The sequence below is a fragment of the Limnohabitans sp. TEGF004 genome, from assembly GCF_027924965.1.
Lineage (GTDB): Bacteria > Pseudomonadota > Gammaproteobacteria > Burkholderiales > Burkholderiaceae_C > Limnohabitans.
The window spans coordinates 636,876-653,275 of record NZ_AP027056.1 but is presented as its reverse complement, the minus strand read 5'-3'; the positions used below and the strand labels follow the sequence as shown (position 1 = coordinate 653,275).

Below are 16,400 nucleotides of genomic sequence, written 5' to 3'. Positions count from 1 at the left end.
AAGCGCGGCATGATTGACCAAGTCCAACCCGCTCAGTTGCAAGACTGGATCGCATCACAAGCACCCAACGGCTCGACCGTGGTGCTGGATGTGCGTGAAGCATGGGAAATCCAAACCGCCTGCGTGACCGCGCAAGGCTTCGATTTGGTGAAGATTCCCATGCACCTCATCCCACCTCGCTTGGCCGAACTGGATCAAGACCAACCGATTGCGGTGTTGTGTCACCACGGTGGTCGCAGCATGCAAGTGGCGGCGTTTTTGGTTCAACAAGGTTTCAGCCATGTGGCCAACATCGCAGGTGGGATCAACGCTTGGTCATCACAAGTGGACACCGCTGTGCCCACGTATTGATTTTTGAAAGAACTGAATGTCGCTCTCTCGCACCCTGTTTCGTACCCTGCCCCTGACCGCTTCGGTGGCATTGGCTTTTGCATCTGGCGCGCAAGCCCAAAGCTTGGTAGAGATGTACGACGCAGCGCGAGGCTACGACGCTGGTTTTATTTCAGCCAAGGCGCAGTTTGAAGCGAACTTGGCCAGAGCGAATCAGGCACTGGGCGGCATCTTGCCTAACATCTCAGTGTCGGTGAGCCAAGTACGAACAGACTTTCAGCGACAAGCAGAAGGTGCAGCTAAATCTGCGATCACAGAGCTAGAAACCAAAACCACAGCTGCCACGTTGGTGCAACCCATTTACCGCCCTGCGGCATGGGCCACTTACCGACAAGGCGGCCGTCAATTGCAACAAGCTGCCGCACAGTATGAAGCTGCTGAGCATGATTTGCTGGTTCGCGTGTCACAGGCTTACTTTGATGTGCTCACCAGCGAAGACAACTTGGAGCTGGTACAAAACCAAAAGAAAGCCGTCAGCGAACAACTGGCCTCGGCCCAGCGCAACTTTGAAGTGGGCACGGCCACCATCACCGGCGTGCGCGATGCACAAGCCCGCTTTGACTTGGCTAATGCCCAAGCCATTGCCGCTGAAAACGAGCTGCGCACCAAACGCTTGGCGCTGAATATGGTGGTGGGTCTGAGCGATGCCAAACCCAAACGCCTTGCGAAAAGCACTGTTTTGGTTGAGCCCCCCAAAGAAGACGTCAATGCTTGGGTCAGCCAAGCACAGACCAACAGTCCTGCTGTGCGCCAAGCGCAACTGGCGGTGGAAGTGGCTGACTACGAGATGGACAAAGCCACTGCCGTTCATAAGCCTACGCTGGATGCACAGATGACCTATGGCCGCACTGAAAACTTAAAAGGCTCGTTTGTTGGAACAACCTATGCGTCAACACCAACAACCACCTGGAACCCATCCGTCGGCCTCGTCTTGAATGTGCCGTTGTTCGCCGGTTTCAGTGGCGTCTACAAAGTCAAAGAAGCGATTGCTTTGAAAGACAAAGCACAGTCTGATTTAGAAAATGCACGTCGCGGTACCGAGCAAGCCACACGCAACACCTACTTCGGTTTGCTTGCCGGTCTGAGCCAAGTCAAAGCCTACGAAGCAGCAGAGGCATCTAGCCAAAGCGCGTTGGATGCCAACAAACTGGGTTACTCGGTGGGCGTGAACATCAACATCGATGTGCTGAACTCGCAAAGCCAGCTCTACCAAACCAAGCGTGATTTGGCCAAAGCCCGTTACGACGTGTTGGTGACCAATCTGAAATTGCGCCAAGCCGCGGGTACGTTGACGCCTGCAGATTTGCAGCCGATCAACGATTTGCTCGTTCCTTAATTTGTTTTCAAATAAGGCAGCAACGCCTGCGCGGTACGCTGCGCAGCGCCTCGGTGAGCTTGTGAAAACGTCATGCACGCTTGCACGTGTGCATTTTCATCAGGGGCGAAACGCACCATTTGCAACGCGGTGGTCACGGCTTGTGCCATGTCTTCGACGCGTAAGGCTGCGCCAGCCTCTTCAGCGAGTTGAGCCGCTTCAGCAAAGTTAAACGTGTGCGGGCCCATGATGACGGGGCAACCACACGCGGTGGACTCAATCAAGTTTTGTCCGCCCAAGGGAGCAAAGCTGCCACCCAGCAAAGCAGCATCGGAGAGGCCGTAATACAGCGCCATTTCACCCAAGGAGTCGCCCAGCCAAATGGTGTTGACATCGTCTTGTTGTTCGGCATCTAGGCCATCTGTCCATTGACTGCGGCGTGACACGTGCCAGCCTCGCTCTTCAATCAAGGCGGCCACTTCATCAAAGCGCTGCGGATGACGCGGCACGACCAACCAATGCACGGCATGGATGTGGTCTTGGTGGTCTAGCGGTGCATCTTTCAAGGCTTGCAAGATGTCTAGCCACATCACTTCTTCGCCTTCACGTGAGCTGGTGAACAGCACCACGGGGCGCTTGAGCTTTTGCTTCCACGTTTGCGCCAATGTCAGTTGTGCAGCATCAGGCTTGGCATCAAACTTCAAATTACCCAGCACCGCATCGACCTTGGCGCCCAAGGTTTGTAAGCGCTCGGCATCAGCTTGTGTTTGCGCCAGCACAGCCGACAAACCTTGGTAGGCCGGGCGTGACAGCCAAGCCAAGCGCTGCGCTTGCTGCATGCTTTTTTCGCTCATGCGTGCATTCACCAGCACCAGTGGCACCTTCGCCTTGTTGCACTGAGCGACCCAGTTGGGCCACAGCTCGGTTTCTAAGATGATGCCCACACGCGGTTTGAACTGCGTCAAAAAACGTTGCACCGCCGCAGGCGTGTCCCACGGTTGCCACACTTGCACATCACCGTCTTGCAGCAAGCTCACGCCCTGCGCACGCCCTGTGGCTGTGCCGTGGGTGAGCAAGATGCGAATGCCAGGCTGCGCCGCGCGCAAGGCTTGTAGCAACACTGCTGCAGCTCGTGTCTCACCTAAGGAGACAGCATGCACCCACACGTAGCCACCTTCGGTGACGGGCTGTGTGTAATGCCCAAAGCGTTCTTCAATGGCCTGCAAATAACCTGCCTCTTCACGCCCACGGCGTTGCAGTTTGCGACGCAACAAAGGTTGCAAGGCCCACATGGCCGCGCTGTAAATTGACAGTATCACGGTGCTGAACCCTCGGTGTGCAAGCACGCCTGCCACGAATCCCACACGGCATCGACGCTGGGCGTGGGGCAATCGATCACACTGCGCTGACGCATCAAACCTTCGGGGCCTGTGCGCCATGCGGTGTCGAAGTTGTAAATCTGAACATGGGGCAAATCGAGTGCCACAGCGATGTGACTCAAGCCGCTGTCCACACCAATCACGCCCGTGCATTGCGCCATCTCGTTGGTGAGTTGGTCCAGCGACAAGCGAGGCCACACCACGGCACCGGGCAACATCTCGGCCATGACCACGCTGCGCAAGCGTTCTGCTTCGTTGCCATGTGGCAAGGCCACATCGAAGCCTTGTTGCTTTAGACGCGTACCGATGTCAAACCAATGCGACAAAGGCCACTCTTTGTCGGCACGCGATGTGCCATGCACCAAAGCGACGATAGGTTTGCGCTGCGCAGCCGCTTGGCCCAAGCCATAGTTCAAATGCGCAGGTACGTCATAGCCCAAAGCTTTGGCGCACAGCACGCGGCCACGTTCCACCGCATGGATGTGCGGCGTGATGGGCACGGCCACATCGGCCACCCAACGTGTAGGGCGCTCGTAGCCCGAACCCTCGGTGCGATTGGCCAAGGCATAACGTTGGCCACCTTTGGCTTTGCGCGCCAGCCATGCCACCAAGGCTGACTTGGTCAGGCCCTGTAAATCGAGGATGACGTCGTACGCCTCTTGCTGCAGATCAGCTTTGAAGGCTTGCCACTCGGCACGTGTTTGCGCACGGGTGTCTGCTTTGAAAAACGCTTTGCGCCAGCGACGTAGGTCGCAGGGGATCACGCGATGCACCGCCGCACATCGTGCGGCCAGAGGTGCAAAGCCACGTTCCACCACCCAATCAATTTGGGCATTGGGAAACGCAGCTTGAATGTCCATCACCGCAGGCATGGCATGCACCACGTCGCCCAGTGACGAGAGCTTGACGATGAGCACCTTCAACGGTGCTTGTCGGTCATGCAAAGCGAGGCTCAATGCGCGGCCTCTTGAAACTTCGCATCGGGCTTGACGCGACGCAACAGCGCCAGCATGTCATGCTCAATACGGTCCAGCGCAGCTTGGGTTTGGCCTTCAAAACGCAGCACCAACACGGGCGTGGTGTTAGACGCACGAATCAAACCAAAGCCATCGGCCCAGTCAATGCGCAGGCCATCAATCACGCAAGCCTCGGGCTTGAACTCGGGCGAAGGCAAGGTTTCGCTAGACACGATGTGTTGCAGCTCAGCGCTCAAACGGTGTGGCTCGCCTTCGGCACAGCCCACGTTCAATTCAGGCGTGGAGAAGCTGGTGGGCAATGCGTTCAGCACCACATTGGCATCGGGGCTGCGGCTGACAATTTCAAGCAAGCGGCAACCGGCATACGTGCCATCGTCAAAACCAAACCAACGTTCTTTAAAGAAGATGTGGCCGCTCATCTCGCCACCCAAAGGCGAATCGACTTCTTTCATCTTGGCTTTGATGAGGGAGTGGCCTGTTTTGAACATCAAGGCTTGGCCGCCTGCTTCGCGAATGGCGGGGGCCAAACGCTGCGAACACTTCACGTCAAACACAATCGCGCCGCCGGGCACGCGCGAAAGCACGTCTTGTGCAAACAGCGTCATTTGGCGGTCGGGGTAAATGGTTTCGCCGTCTTGGGTGACGATGCCCAAGCGGTCGCCATCGCCGTCAAAGGCCAAGCCCAATTCAGCACCTGTGGTCTTCAACGCCGCGATGACGTCTTTCAAGTTCTCAGGCTTGCTGGGGTCTGGGTGGTGGTTGGGGAAGTTGCCATCCACTTCGCTGAACAGCTCAATCACCTCGCAGCCCAAGGCGCGGAAGATGCCGGGAGCGGTGGCACCTGCAATGCCGTTGCCGCAATCGACCACCACTTTCATGGGGCGGCTCAGGCGCACATCGCCCACGATGCGGGCCACGTAGTCGGCCGTCACATCCATGTGTTGGATGCTGCCGCCGGCTTTAAGGGTCCAGCTCTCGGCTTGCATGATCTCTCGCAAGCCTTGAATTTCGTCACCATAAATAGCGCGGCCACCGAGGACCATTTTGAAACCGTTGTAGTCCTTAGGGTTGTGGCTGCCCGTGACTTGAATCCCGCTCTTGCACAAGGTGCTGGCTGCGAAGTACAGCATGGGAGTTGTCACAGCGCCCACATCAATCACTTGCACACCTGCGGCGACCAAGCCACGAATCAGGGCTTCGACCAGCGAAGGTCCGCTCAAACGGCCATCGCGGCCCACGGCGACGGTGGTTTCGCCACATGCAGCGGCATGTGTGCCAAAGGCTTTGCCGAGGGCTTCGGCGACTTCGACATTGAGGGTGGAGGGAACGACACCGCGGATGTCGTAGGCTTTGAAGATGGAGGCGTTGACTTGCATAGTGATCAGATTGTAGAGAGCCAAGTCACAGCTTTTGCAGGCCCACTATGATGGGCCAAACATCGCCTCAAAGCCCATTTCACTGTGTCCGCCAAGCCCACAAACCTCATTTACCAAAGCCACACTACCTCGCCACTCGGTGATGTGCTGCTGGCAGCCACCCCACAAGGTTTGGCGGGCGTGTGGTTTGTGCATCGGCAAGAGCATTTGCCTGACAGCCGCCAGTGGGTCACCGACAACGCACACCCCACCTTGATGGCTGCGGCAACACAACTGCGTGAGTACTTTGACGGCCAACGCCAAACTTTTGAAATTGAGCTGCAACCGGCTTGGGGCACCCCGTTTCAGCGCGCCGTGTGGCGAGCCTTGCAACGCATTCCTTACGGCCACACCAGTACCTATGGCGGCATCGCGCACGACATTGACAAACCCAAGGCCGTGCGTGCCGTGGGTGCTGCGATTGGCCAAAACCCGCACAGCATCATCGTGCCGTGCCACCGCGTGTTGGGCGCCAACGGTTCGCTCACGGGCTTCGCTGGTGGCTTAGACCGCAAAAAGCATTTGCTGGCACTTGAGGCCACACACGCATGACCGAGCGGCATCTGCATTGGCGCGAATGGGTGCCTGAGTTTGTGCTGCTGGCACTACTGTGGGGTTCGTCGTTTTTGTTCATGCGCGAAGGTGCGTATGCGTTTGGCCCTTTCCCCACGGCTTGGGTGCGCATCACCTTGGCGGCGGTCATCCTCACACCGGTGTTGATGTGGCGACGCGAGGTGGGTGTGTTGCAACAGCACTGGCGCCCTGTGATGTCATCAGGCTTGCTCAATGCTGGGCTTCCTTTCGCTTGCTATGCCTATGCACTGATGCACATCAATACCGGGCTGACGTCGATCTTGAATGCCACCACGCCGCTCTTTGGCGCGCTCATTGCTTGGTTTTGGTTGGGCGACAAACTCAATGCCACGCGTGCGTTGGGTTTGGCATTGGGCTTCACAGGCGTGGTCTTGCTCGCCAGCGATGTGCCAGGTGGCATTTCGTTCAAAGCAGGCGGCTCAGGACTGGCGGTGGTCGCTTGCTTAGTCGCCACGTTTTGCTACGGCATTGCTGGCAGCTTCACCAAACGTTATTTGCAAAACGTGCCCTCGCTGGTCACCACCACCGGTAGCCTGTGGGGCGCAAGTCTTGGGCTCACCATTCCAGCCTTGCTCACGTGGCCCAGCGACATGCCATCGCTACACGCCTGGGGCGCACTTGGCATTGCAGGCCTGCTGTGCACCGCCTTGGCCTATGTCTTGTATTTCCGTTTGATGACGCGCACCGGTCCTGCACGCGCCATGACTGTCACTTACTTGATTCCGGTATTTGCCAATGTGTTTGGCATGGTGTTCCTCGATGAAGTCGTCACCCATTGGATGATGGGTTGCGCCGTGGTCATTGTGATCGGCACGGCCTTGGCCTCTGGTTTGGTCGGGCGTCGACCTAACTAAACAAAAAATCCCATCACCTGTTACAATAGTTGATCGCTTTAGTCGACTTCTAGCACGCTACCTCTACCTTGCGCGTGCCAGCCCCTTAGCAAAGGGGCGTTTTAAGTAAATTCCCACTTCTTCGCGTATTTCAACCAGTTCTTACAGAACTGCGTTTTGTCGTTCTATTTTTAAGATTTTCATGATTTCAGCTATTCATACCCAACATACCGCCATCACAGTTGGCAAATACCGCATCGCGGCCTGCCCGCGTGCCTTACCCAGCGGCCGGTTTGCGGCCCAAGTCTCGGTCGCCAGCGGCCAAGGCAGCGCCAGCACAGCACGCATCATGTCATTCGTTGATGACTTTGCTACCCACGATGACGCAACCCAATACGCCTTGGCTCAAGGCATGGATTGGGTCAACGGCGTCACCCCCACGCATTGACAACGCGTTTCTTATCAAAAAATAACCATAGTTTTTATAGAACATCATCGCAGCGCCACACGCAAACTGAATGTGAGACTTACACTTTCGGTAACTTGAGATTCCGATCAAGTTGAAAGATGCCAGTGCGCAATCTCCACGTCGATCAACCGTTAGTCACCGATGAAGAGCTGAATGCGCTCATGGGTGAGGATGTGCCTGCTGCTTCCAACACCGATACGTGGTTCAAATACCGCAACTTATTTTTGTTGGTGGTGGTGACTTCTCAAGTCATCAAGTTACTGTTCTTCTCACACCTAGCCATCGGAAACTTTGAGCTAGGCACACTAGATCCACAAGCGTTTGAGCGTTACCTCGTTTTTAGAGCTTGCTTCATCATCGGCATCAGCGCTTTTTATCTCTTCAGTTATTTGAAAAACTGGTATTTTGAAAAAGTGTCTTTGCTCTACGTCGGCATCGCCATCACCGCCTTGGTGATGGACTACTTCAATGCCTATGTTTATTTGAGCGAAAACCCCTTGCAATGGATTACAGGTTTGATTGCGCTGAGGTTTATGGCTGTCTACTGCTTGTGGATGAATGCGCTGCGTGCGCCACGTGCACCGGCCATGCCAAGGTACCTTTGGTCATGAATAAATAATTAATAAGAATTAAAATTAGTCAACTTAAATAAACTATTAAGCGTTACTTTCTTTCTCATCACTCTTTGAAAGAAAGTTCGCCATGCAAACGTTACGCAAACACGCCTTGATCGCTTTAGGCGTTTTGACCCTTGCTTCATTTGCCAACATTGCCAATGCCGCCAATCCGCTTGAGCAAATCAACCAAGAAGTTGATAAATACCAGCAACACGGCAGAGAACGTGCCGATGAGGTTGATCAATACCGCCACCATCGCGAACACGGCCGCAAACGTTACGACCACGAAGGGCAACAACAAAGCGGCGCATCCAGTTCTTGCCGTGATGAACGCAACCTGCGATCCGTGCAAGGCAATGTGCACACCAGCATGAAGTTTTTGAATAACAGCAACCAGGAGGTTCGCACCTACTGGTTGGACTACAGTGGCCGCCGCGTGTTTTACAAAACCATTCCAGCGCACGGCCAATACACACAACCGACCTTCCAAACCCATCCATGGGTGGTGACAGATGCACGCGACAACTGCATCAACATCTTTGTGTCTAACCAGCCTTCGGCTATCGCAGAAATTCGCTGATCACGGATGGATAAATTCCGCATGAATACCCACTACTAAATTGAAAAAGGCCTTGAAACCGAAGTTTCGAGGCCTTTTAATTTGGCTCAGCACAAAGCTGAGTCAAGAGATCTGCAGGGCTTAGTAACCGCCGCGACCGCCACCGCCGTAACCGCCTGAACGATCACCGCCGCCGTAACCGCCACCGCCTGAGCGATCGCCACCACCGTAGCCGCCACCACCTGAACGGGGAGGACGTGGCTCCATCGGACGGGCTTCGTTCACAGTGATGCTACGACCACCCAATGATTGACCATTCATGCCTTCGATAGCAGCTTGCGCTTCGGCATCGCTGCCCATTTCGACAAAGCCGAAACCTTTTGAACGGCCAGTGTCGCGTTCCATCATGACTTTGGCGCTGGTCACAGCACCGAATTCACCGAAAGATTGCTCGAGGTCGCCATCGCGAACCGTGTATGGCAGATTGCCGACGTAAAGTTTATTGCCCATGGGGACTCCTTAAATACATGAAATAGCGATGGGGTCCCGAAAGCACAACTAACCCGAGAAGTAACGCCGTAGCGCACGAAACTGACCTATCACCAAAATTGCACCGATTATTTAAAACCGGCGCCTGCGGATTATGCGCTTCTTTTTAAGGTTTCGAATATAAAGAGGAGTTTTATTCGAATATAGAGTTATTTCGTAAATCATGCACCAAAGAAAAAAGCCTAAATAGCGAACTATTTAGGCTTTCTCGTTTTGGCGGAGTGGACGGGACTCGAACCCGCGACCCCCGGCGTGACAGGCCGGTATTCTAACCAACTGAACTACCACTCCTGGTAGCTGTAACTTTTGCTCAGTTGCTTTCGCAACCAAAGCCAAGTGCTACAAAACTTGGCGACCCTACGGGGATTCGAACCCCGGTACTCACCGTGAAAGGGTGATGTCCTAGGCCTCTAGACGATAGGGTCATAACCTGGACTGTTTCTTTCGAAACTTGTTGCTTCTTTCGAAACGTCTCGACATTTTTGGTGGAGGTAAGCGGGATCGAACCGCTGACCTCTTGCATGCCATGCAAGCGCTCTCCCAGCTGAGCTATACCCCCGTTGGGTGTCGAGAACAATAGTATAGCTAAATTTTTAGCGTTTCGTCAAACGTGCCAAAACTTTTTCTTTTCCGCACAAGAAAAGCACCGCATCGACCGATGGCGTTTGCGGCGTGCCCATGACCAACACGCGGACAGGCATGGCGAGCTGCGGCATTTTCAAACCCTGCTCAGCCAACACCTCTTTGAAGGCTGCGCTCACGTTGGCTGTGCTCCACTCGGCCAATGCGCCTAGCTTGGCAGCCAAGGCATCGAGTGCAGGCAACACGGCGGATGTGATGTGTTTGGCCACATCGTCAGCTTGTGGAATGACGTCGTTGTAGAAAGCAGTGGCCCAATCAGCCAATACCAACAAGGTGTCGCAACGGTCTTTGAACAAACCACAAATGGCAGGCAAGCGATCGTCGGCAGTGATGCCACGCTTGGCCAACTCAGCGCTCACCAGGGGCGCCAAAACATCATCGGCCATGGCTTTCAAATGTTGTGCATTCACCCACTTGAGCTTGGCTTCGTCAAACTGCGCAGCGCTGCGGCCGAGATGGTCAAGGTTGAACCACTCTAAGAACTGAGCACGACTGAAAATTTCATCATCGCCATGACTCCAGCCCAAACGTGCGAGGTAGTTGACCATCGCATCGGGCAAGTAGCCTTCGTCGCGGTATTGCGTGACAGCCTTCGCGCCATTGCGCTTACTCATCTTCTCGCCTTGCTCATTGAGCACGGTGGGTAAGTGGGCATAAACCGGTGTGTCTTTGCCCAACGCTTTAAAGATGTTAATTTGGCGCGGCGTGTTGTTCACATGGTCGTCACCACGGATGACGTGGGTGATGGCCATGTCAACGTCGTCCACCACCACGCAGAAGTTGTAGGTGGGTGTGCCGTCGGGGCGGGCAATGACCAAGTCGTCCAACTCGTCGTTGCTGATCTCGATGCGGCCTTTGACTTTGTCTTCCCAAACGACAGAGCCGCCTTGTGGATTTTTAAAGCGCAACACAGGCTTCACGCCCTCAGGAATGGCAGGCAAGGTCTTGCCTGGCTCTGGGCGCCATGTGCCGTTGTAGCGTGGTTTTTCTTTGTTGGCCATTTGCTGTTCGCGCAGGGCGTCGAGCTCTTCCATGCTCATGTAGCAGGGGTACACGTGGCCACCGGCTTTGAGCTCTTCCAACACGGCCTTGTAGCGGTCCATGCGTTGCATTTGGTAGAACGGGCCTTCGTCGTGGTCGAGACCCAACCACTTCATACCTTCGATGATGACGTCCACCGACGCTTGGTTAGAACGCTCCAAGTCGGTGTCTTCAATACGCAAAATAAAGTCACCACCCGTAGCACGTGCAAACGCCCAAGGGTACAAGGCCGAGCGAATGTTGCCAAGGTGAATAAAGCCAGTGGGGGATGGCGCGAAACGGGTACGAATTTTTGAAGTCATTACAAAATTTACAGAGTGTCCAAGCCGCGCAAAAGGTCAGCCTTCATGTCGTCTAAATGCTCAAGGCCTGCGGCCAAGCGAATCATGCCTTGGCCGATGCCTGCGGCTTGACGCTGATCTTCCGACAATTTGCCGTGCGACGTGCTGGCGGGGTGCGTGAGCAAAGTTTTGGTGTCGCCCAAGTTGGTACACAGCGAGAGCGTGCGCAAGCTGTCGAGCACATGAAACGCGCGGGTGCGCGCTTGCTGCGAGTCAGCTGCCTTCACATCAAACGACAACACCGCACCGCCCATGCCAGACATCTGCTTCAATGCCAAGTCGTGCTGTGGGTGAGAAGCTAAGCCTGGGTAGTACACGCGCGACACAGCAGGATGCTGCTCAAGCCACTGAGCCATCGCGTGGGCATGAGCGCTTTGGGCGCGCATGCGAATGTCGAGTGTTTCCAAACCTTTGAGCACTACCCATGCGTTGAAGGGCGACAACACCATGCCGCTGTTTTTCATGACGGGCAGCAGCTTTTCTTTGATGAGTTTCTCGCTGGCACACAAAGCGCCCGCCATCACGCGGCCTTGGCCATCCAAATACTTGGTACCTGAGTGCATGACGATGTCTGCGCCCATGGCAATGGGGCGCTGCAAAATCGGCGTTGCAAAACAGTTATCGACAGCCAGCAAAGCACCCGCGTTGTGCGCCATGTCAGCCAAGGCGGCGATGTCACACACCTCGGTCAAGGGGTTGGTGGGCGTCTCGGCAAACAAGAGTTTGGTGTTGGGACGAATGGCAGCTTGCCACGCAGCCAAATCAGTTTGCGACACCACGGTGGACTCCACGCCAAAGCGTGCAAACTCAGAACCAATGAGCTTCAAAGTCGAACCAAACATCGACTGCGAATACACCACATGGTCGCCCGCTTTGAGCAAGCTGAACAGCATCAACATGACCGAAGACATACCGGACGATGTAGCCAAAGCTGCCTCGCTGCCCTCTAAGGCGGCCAAGCGCATTTCAAAGCTAGTGACAGTTGGGTTGCCCGAGCGGCCGTAGGTGTAGCCGTCTTCTTCGCCTGCAAAGCGGCGGGCCGAGGCTTCGGCTGAGGGCTGCACATAACCGCTGGTGAGATACAAGGCTTCTGAGTTCTCGCCGTATTGGCTGCGGTCTGCAGCCAAGCGCACAGCCAAGGTCTCTAAGTGCAAATCAGTGGGCAAAGGGTGTTGACTCATACCTTGGTCACTCCGATTGATTGGGCAAGGCGAGGCGCGAATTGTCTTCAGCGCCCTCTTCTGTGCCCACGCGTTTTTCGTTCAAGCGCACGATATCGCCTACTGACACATCGCCTGTCACGTACACGCCGTCAAAGCATGAGGCATCAAAGCCATCAAGCTTGGGTGCAGAGCCTGCTGTGGCGTCGCGCACGGCTTGCTTCATGGCTTCGACGTCTTGGTAAATCAAGGCATCGCAACCAATTAATTTGCGAATTTCCTCAACCGTGCGATCGTGTGCCACCAACTCTTCCGGCGTAGGCATGTCAATGCCATACACGTTAGGAAAACGAACAGGCGGCGCCGCGCTGGCCAAATACACCTTGCGCGCGCCAGCATCACGGGCCATTTGCACAATCTCTTTGCTGGTGGTGCCGCGCACGATGGAGTCGTCCACTAGCAGCACGTTGCGGCCTTTGAATTCACTGGCAATCACGTTGAGCTTTTGGCGCACGGACTTTTTACGCACACCTTGGCCCGGCATGATGAAGGTGCGGCCCACGTAACGGTTTTTCACAAACCCTTCGCGGTAAGGCACACCCAACAAATGCGCCAGCTGTGTGGCGCTGGGGCGGCTCGATTCTGGGATCGGGATGATCACATCAATGTCTGTGGGCGGCACAACCGAAATCACGCGTTTGGCCAAGGTCTCGCCCAAGTTCAAGCGAGCTTGATACACAGAGATGCCATCCATCGTTGAGTCAGGACGGGCCAAATACACGTATTCAAAAATACATGGCTTGAGTTGCGGCGCATCGGCGCATTGCATGAAGTGCGCTTGACCTGCGAGGTCAATGAACACGGCTTCGCCTGGCGCGATGTCGCGCTCAAACACATGGCCTGTGCCATCCAGGGCGACTGATTCACTGGCCAACATGTAAGTGCCGTCAGCACCTCGTCCGATACACAAAGGGCGAATGCCAAATGGGTCGCGGAAAGCCAGCAAACCGTGACCTGCAATCATCGAAATAACGGCGTAAGAACCTTTGATGCGGCGGTGCACACGGCGCACAGCTTCAAACACGTCAGACGCTTTGAGTGGCAAGCCACGCGTGGCTTTGTCAATTTCGTGGGCCAAGACGTTGAGCAACACCTCAGAGTCACTCTCAGTATTGATGTGACGGTGGTCTTCAGAGAACAACTCAGCTTTCAACGCATGCGCGTTGGTCAGGTTGCCGTTGTGAACCAACACCAAACCAAACGGTGCGTTCACATAAAAAGGCTGGGCCTCTTCTTCGCTGAAGGCATTGCCTGCAGTGGGGTAGCGCACTTGGCCCAAGCCGTTGTTGCCAGGCAAGGCGCGCATGTTGCGGGTGCGAAATACATCACGCACCATGCCCTTGGCTTTGTGCATGAAAAATTTACGGTCCAGCTGGGTGACGATGCCTGCGGCATCTTGGCCTCGGTGCTGCAAGAGCAACAAGGCGTCATAAATCAACTGGTTCACAGGTGCGTTGCTTGCAACGCCGACGATGCCACACATTAGGGGAGGTACTTTCCAAAATCAGCCGGTAACACCGGCTTCAACACATGCAAAAACTGTTGCAACCATTGCGTGCCCTGCGCTTGCTTCCAAGCCTCGGTGTCACGCATGGGCGTCATGCCCACCAACACGGTCACGGCCAACAAAATGACCACGCCGCGCATCAATCCAAACAAGCTACCGAGCAAGCGGTCTAACGGACCAAGACCGACTGCAGAAATTAATTTTTTGACCACCCAGCTGACCAACACCGTGGCCACCAAAACAGCCACAAACACCACCACAAAACCAGCGGCGTAACGCAGCATCTGGCTGCTGCCCTCCATGGGCAACCACGCGGCAGCCATCGGGGCGTACATCTGCGAGACATAAAACGCAGCCACCCATCCCACCAACGACAACACCTCTTGCACGATGCCGCGCCACAAGCCCAGCAGGAATGACAGACCCAAGACGGCCAGCAGAATCCAATCTACGGCCGAAAGTGTTTGCATAACGCGTGGGTTACAGCGTCAAGACTTGCGGCTGCAATTGCAACTGCTTGATCTTGTTTGCCATCTTGTCGGCATCGTCACGTTTGGTAAAGGGGCCTACGCGTACACGCACACGACGCCCCTCTTTGCTCTCGATGACTTGGGTGTAGGTGGTGATGCCTGCTTTTTCGAGCTTGTTACGCGTTTCACGCAACTTGCCATCGTCCGAAAACGTGCCGGCTTGCACCACGAAGCGCGCGCCTGTGTCTTTGCTGTCAGCAGGCTTAACCGCAGATTTGGCGTCTGGTTTGATGTCAGCCTTCGCGGGCTCTGACTTTGTTTCGGCCTTGGGCACCACCGCGGCCACGGCTGCTGCGCCAGCAGCTGCGGCCATAGCTGTTTCAGGCTTCACATCTGGCTTAGCTTCAGCTTTGGCGTCAGGCACCACTTCCTCTTTGGCATCGAGCCCCGCAGAAGCAGATAAGGGCTTGGACGTTGAGGTGTCCACCAAGGGCTTGGCTGTCGCGCGGTCAGGAATATCCACCGCAATGTCCACCGACACAGGGCGCGGCTGGGTGTCAAACAACAAGGGAAAGCCGACAACACCCAACACGACCAACACCGAAGCGCCAATCAAACGGTGACGGGCGCGGCGGCGCATGGCGTCCACGCTCTCGGCGGGAGAATTGCTGGTATTACCTTGGGGCTCGCCGGTCGCTTGACCGGGCAGTCGAAACTTGAAAAAAGCCATGTGAATGGGGTCTCAGGAGCTCAAATGTGGGGCGTCTAAACGGGGAATGCCATTCGCCAAAATCCCCCCGACCGTGAAGAACGATCCGAAGACCACAATTCTATCAGCGGGGTCTGCCGCAGCCACGGCTGCGTCCAGCGCGGCTTGGGGGTTGGCATGGGTGCTAGCTTGCACGTCTTGACGGGTGTTGCCCGCCTGCCAAACGTCTTGCAACTGAGTGGCTTTGGCGGCGCGTTCGGTGGGCAAATCACAAAAGTACCAACGGTCCACCAAAGGGCCTACACGCGCCAGCATAGGCGCCACGTCTTTGTCGGCCATGGCCCCAAATACCACATGGGTGGTGGGATAAAAGCCCATGGCATCGAGGTTTTCAGTGAGTGCCGCCACCGCGTGGGCGTTGTGCGCCACGTCAAACACCAAGGCAGGCTGACCCGGCACGATTTGGAAGCGCCCTGGCAACTCGACCATTGCCAAGCCATTGCGAATCGCTTGGGCCGTTACAGGCATCTCGCTACGCAAAGCCTCAAGCGCCGCCAACACGCCGCTGGCGTTGACCAACTGGTTAGCCCCGCGCAACGCGGGATAAGCCAAACCGCTGTAACGACGGCCACGCCCTGCCCAGCCCCACTGCTGCTTGTCGCCCGTGAAGTTGAAATCACGGCCAAACAGCCACAGGTCTGCGCCAATTTCTGTGGCGTGGTCAATCACGCTGTGCGGCGGCACGGGGTCACTCACGATGACGGGGCGGCCCGTGCGCATGATGCCCGCCTTCTCGCGGCCAATGGTTTCGCGGTCGTGGCCTAAAAAGTCCATGTGGTCCAAGTCCACGCTGGTGATGATGGAGCAAGTTGGCTCAATCACATTGACCGCGTCCAAGCGGCCGCCCAAGCCCACTTCAAGAATGGCCACATCGATGGGCGACGAAGCCATCAAACTCAAAATCGCCAAGGTGGTGAACTCGAAGTAAGTGAGTGACACCTCACTGCCTTGGGTACGCGCAGCTTCTACTTTTTCAAAATGCGGCAGCAAGTCGTCGGGCTGGACGGTTTCGCCATGCACGCGGCAGCGTTCTTGGAAATGCACCAAATGTGGTGAGGTATACACGCTGGGGCGATAGCCCGCTTCCAGCAAACAGGCCTCCAACATGGCGCAGGTCGAGCCCTTGCCGTTGGTGCCCGCCACGGTGATGACGGGGCAATCAAACTTGAGCGCCATGCGCTCGGCCACTGTGCGCACGCGCTCTAGGCCCATGTCGATGTTTTTGGGGTGCAAACGCTCGCAATGCGCGAGCCAGCTGTCGAGTGAATTCATCTGTCAATTGTCACCCACCGCTGCAGGCCATTGGGTTTGCG

17 protein-coding genes and 3 tRNA genes are annotated in these 16,400 nt (G+C 55.8%); 7 read left to right on the top strand and 13 right to left on the bottom strand.

Going from position 1 to position 16,400, the window contains the following annotated elements; genetic code table 11:
- Nucleotides 1–9: 9 nt before the first annotated feature.
- The gene (locus tag LINBF2_RS03255) at nt 10–351 is read left to right on the top strand and encodes a rhodanese-like domain-containing protein (protein WP_281890397.1); all 342 of its coding nucleotides are present in this window, start codon (nt 10–12) and stop codon (nt 349–351) included.
- A 16-nt stretch (nt 352–367) separates the two neighbouring features.
- A complete protein-coding gene (locus tag LINBF2_RS03250; RefSeq protein WP_281890395.1) occupies nt 368–1,726 on the top strand; it encodes a TolC family outer membrane protein in 1,359 nt (452 codons plus the stop codon).
- On the opposite strand, the gene LINBF2_RS03245 is transcribed toward LINBF2_RS03250, so the two are convergent.
- Genes LINBF2_RS03245 through LINBF2_RS03235 form a run of 3 tightly spaced genes read right to left on the bottom strand, consistent with a single transcriptional unit; the run spans nt 1,723 to nt 5,437 of the window.
- The gene (locus LINBF2_RS03245; RefSeq protein WP_281890394.1) at nt 1,723–2,997 is read right to left on the bottom strand and encodes a 3-deoxy-D-manno-octulosonic acid transferase; all 1,275 of its coding nucleotides are present in this window, start codon (nt 2,995–2,997) and stop codon (nt 1,723–1,725) included. The genes LINBF2_RS03250 and LINBF2_RS03245 overlap by 4 nt on opposite strands.
- A gap of 23 nt (nt 2,998–3,020) precedes the next feature.
- Entirely contained in the window at nt 3,021–4,040 is a 1,020-nt protein-coding gene (gene waaC, locus LINBF2_RS03240) for a lipopolysaccharide heptosyltransferase I (protein ID WP_281890392.1), read from the bottom strand.
- Nucleotides 4,037–5,437, bottom strand: a complete 1,401-nt coding sequence (locus tag LINBF2_RS03235; protein WP_281890390.1) for a phosphomannomutase/phosphoglucomutase — start codon at nt 5,435–5,437, stop codon at nt 4,037–4,039. Before LINBF2_RS03235 ends, waaC begins: the two co-directional genes overlap by 4 nt.
- 84 nt (nt 5,438–5,521) lie before the next feature.
- Here LINBF2_RS03235 and LINBF2_RS03230 point away from each other — a divergent pair, with 84 nt between their 5' ends.
- The 5 genes from LINBF2_RS03230 to LINBF2_RS03210 all read left to right on the top strand — a co-directional run bounded on the left by LINBF2_RS03230 (nt 5,522) and on the right by LINBF2_RS03210 (nt 8,569).
- Nucleotides 5,522–6,028 (top strand): methylated-DNA--[protein]-cysteine S-methyltransferase, encoded by a 507-nt coding sequence (locus LINBF2_RS03230; RefSeq protein ID WP_281890388.1) that lies wholly within the window; start codon nt 5,522–5,524, stop codon nt 6,026–6,028.
- Nucleotides 6,025–6,924: a DMT family transporter gene (locus tag LINBF2_RS03225; RefSeq protein WP_104799094.1), complete on the top strand. Its 900-nt coding sequence runs from the start codon at nt 6,025–6,027 to the stop codon at nt 6,922–6,924. The genes LINBF2_RS03230 and LINBF2_RS03225 overlap by 4 nt, the downstream gene beginning before the upstream one ends.
- A 181-nt stretch (nt 6,925–7,105) precedes the next feature.
- A complete protein-coding gene (locus LINBF2_RS03220) occupies nt 7,106–7,351 on the top strand; it encodes a hypothetical protein (protein ID WP_236657881.1) in 246 nt (81 codons plus the stop codon).
- Between the two features lie 125 nt (nt 7,352–7,476).
- Entirely contained in the window at nt 7,477–7,983 is a 507-nt protein-coding gene (locus tag LINBF2_RS03215; RefSeq protein WP_281890385.1) for a hypothetical protein, read from the top strand.
- Between the two features lie 91 nt (nt 7,984–8,074).
- Nucleotides 8,075–8,569, top strand: a complete 495-nt coding sequence (locus LINBF2_RS03210; RefSeq protein WP_281890383.1) for a hypothetical protein — start codon at nt 8,075–8,077, stop codon at nt 8,567–8,569.
- Nucleotides 8,570–8,689: 120 nt separating this feature from the next.
- On the opposite strand, the gene LINBF2_RS03205 is transcribed toward LINBF2_RS03210, so the two are convergent.
- The 10 genes from LINBF2_RS03205 to folC form a co-directional block, all read right to left on the bottom strand.
- Complete coding sequence (locus LINBF2_RS03205) at nt 8,690–9,058, bottom strand: RNA-binding protein (protein ID WP_104799091.1); 369 nt, start codon at nt 9,056–9,058, stop codon at nt 8,690–8,692.
- Nucleotides 9,059–9,311: 253 nt separating this feature from the next.
- Nucleotides 9,312–9,388: transfer RNA gene (locus tag LINBF2_RS03200), tRNA-Asp, on the bottom strand.
- 58 nt (nt 9,389–9,446) lie between these two features.
- A tRNA-Glu gene (locus LINBF2_RS03195) sits at nt 9,447–9,522 on the bottom strand.
- Nucleotides 9,523–9,580: 58 nt separating this feature from the next.
- Nucleotides 9,581–9,656: transfer RNA gene (locus LINBF2_RS03190), tRNA-Ala, on the bottom strand.
- Between the two features lie 34 nt (nt 9,657–9,690).
- Entirely contained in the window at nt 9,691–11,082 is a 1,392-nt protein-coding gene (gltX, locus tag LINBF2_RS03185) for a glutamate--tRNA ligase (protein WP_281890380.1), read from the bottom strand.
- Nucleotides 11,083–11,090: 8 nt separating this feature from the next.
- Nucleotides 11,091–12,302 carry an O-succinylhomoserine sulfhydrylase gene (locus tag LINBF2_RS03180; protein ID WP_104796310.1) on the bottom strand — a complete coding sequence of 404 codons (1,212 nt, stop codon included), beginning with the start codon at nt 12,300–12,302 and terminating at the stop codon, nt 11,091–11,093.
- Between the two features lie 7 nt (nt 12,303–12,309).
- A complete protein-coding gene (gene purF, locus LINBF2_RS03175) occupies nt 12,310–13,824 on the bottom strand; it encodes an amidophosphoribosyltransferase (protein WP_281890377.1) in 1,515 nt (504 codons plus the stop codon).
- On the bottom strand, nt 13,824–14,318 hold the full coding sequence (locus LINBF2_RS03170) for a CvpA family protein (protein WP_281890374.1): 495 nt from the start codon (nt 14,316–14,318) through the stop codon (nt 13,824–13,826). Before LINBF2_RS03170 ends, purF begins: the two co-directional genes overlap by 1 nt.
- Before the next feature lie 10 nt (nt 14,319–14,328).
- Complete coding sequence (locus LINBF2_RS03165; RefSeq protein WP_281890372.1) at nt 14,329–15,048, bottom strand: SPOR domain-containing protein; 720 nt, start codon at nt 15,046–15,048, stop codon at nt 14,329–14,331.
- A 12-nt stretch (nt 15,049–15,060) separates the two neighbouring features.
- The gene (folC, locus tag LINBF2_RS03160) at nt 15,061–16,359 is read right to left on the bottom strand and encodes a bifunctional tetrahydrofolate synthase/dihydrofolate synthase (RefSeq protein WP_281890370.1); all 1,299 of its coding nucleotides are present in this window, start codon (nt 16,357–16,359) and stop codon (nt 15,061–15,063) included.
- Nucleotides 16,360–16,400 lie beyond the last annotated feature (41 nt).

Excerpts from the sequence above, each read along its gene's own strand:
- LINBF2_RS03255 (WP_281890397.1), top strand. The coding sequence starts at position 10 with ATGATTGACCAAGTCCAACCCGCTCAGTTGCAAGACTGGATCGCATCA.
- LINBF2_RS03250 (WP_281890395.1), top strand. The coding sequence starts at position 368 with ATGTCGCTCTCTCGCACCCTGTTTCGTACCCTGCCCCTGACCGCTTCG.
- LINBF2_RS03245 (WP_281890394.1), bottom strand. The coding sequence starts at position 2,997 with ATGTGGGCCTTGCAACCTTTGTTGCGTCGCAAACTGCAACGCCGTGGG.
- LINBF2_RS03235 (WP_281890390.1), bottom strand. The coding sequence starts at position 5,437 with ATGCAAGTCAACGCCTCCATCTTCAAAGCCTACGACATCCGCGGTGTC.
- LINBF2_RS03225 (WP_104799094.1), top strand. The coding sequence starts at position 6,025 with ATGACCGAGCGGCATCTGCATTGGCGCGAATGGGTGCCTGAGTTTGTG.
- LINBF2_RS03220 (WP_236657881.1), top strand. The coding sequence starts at position 7,106 with ATGATTTCAGCTATTCATACCCAACATACCGCCATCACAGTTGGCAAA.
- LINBF2_RS03210 (WP_281890383.1), top strand. The coding sequence starts at position 8,075 with ATGCAAACGTTACGCAAACACGCCTTGATCGCTTTAGGCGTTTTGACC.
- LINBF2_RS03205 (WP_104799091.1), bottom strand. The coding sequence starts at position 9,058 with ATGGGCAATAAACTTTACGTCGGCAATCTGCCATACACGGTTCGCGAT.
- gltX (WP_281890380.1), bottom strand. The coding sequence starts at position 11,082 with ATGACTTCAAAAATTCGTACCCGTTTCGCGCCATCCCCCACTGGCTTT.
- LINBF2_RS03180 (WP_104796310.1), bottom strand. The coding sequence starts at position 12,302 with ATGAGTCAACACCCTTTGCCCACTGATTTGCACTTAGAGACCTTGGCT.
- purF (WP_281890377.1), bottom strand. The coding sequence starts at position 13,824 with ATGTGTGGCATCGTCGGCGTTGCAAGCAACGCACCTGTGAACCAGTTG.
- LINBF2_RS03170 (WP_281890374.1), bottom strand. The coding sequence starts at position 14,318 with ATGCAAACACTTTCGGCCGTAGATTGGATTCTGCTGGCCGTCTTGGGT.
- LINBF2_RS03165 (WP_281890372.1), bottom strand. The coding sequence starts at position 15,048 with ATGGCTTTTTTCAAGTTTCGACTGCCCGGTCAAGCGACCGGCGAGCCC.
- folC (WP_281890370.1), bottom strand. The coding sequence starts at position 16,359 with ATGAATTCACTCGACAGCTGGCTCGCGCATTGCGAGCGTTTGCACCCC.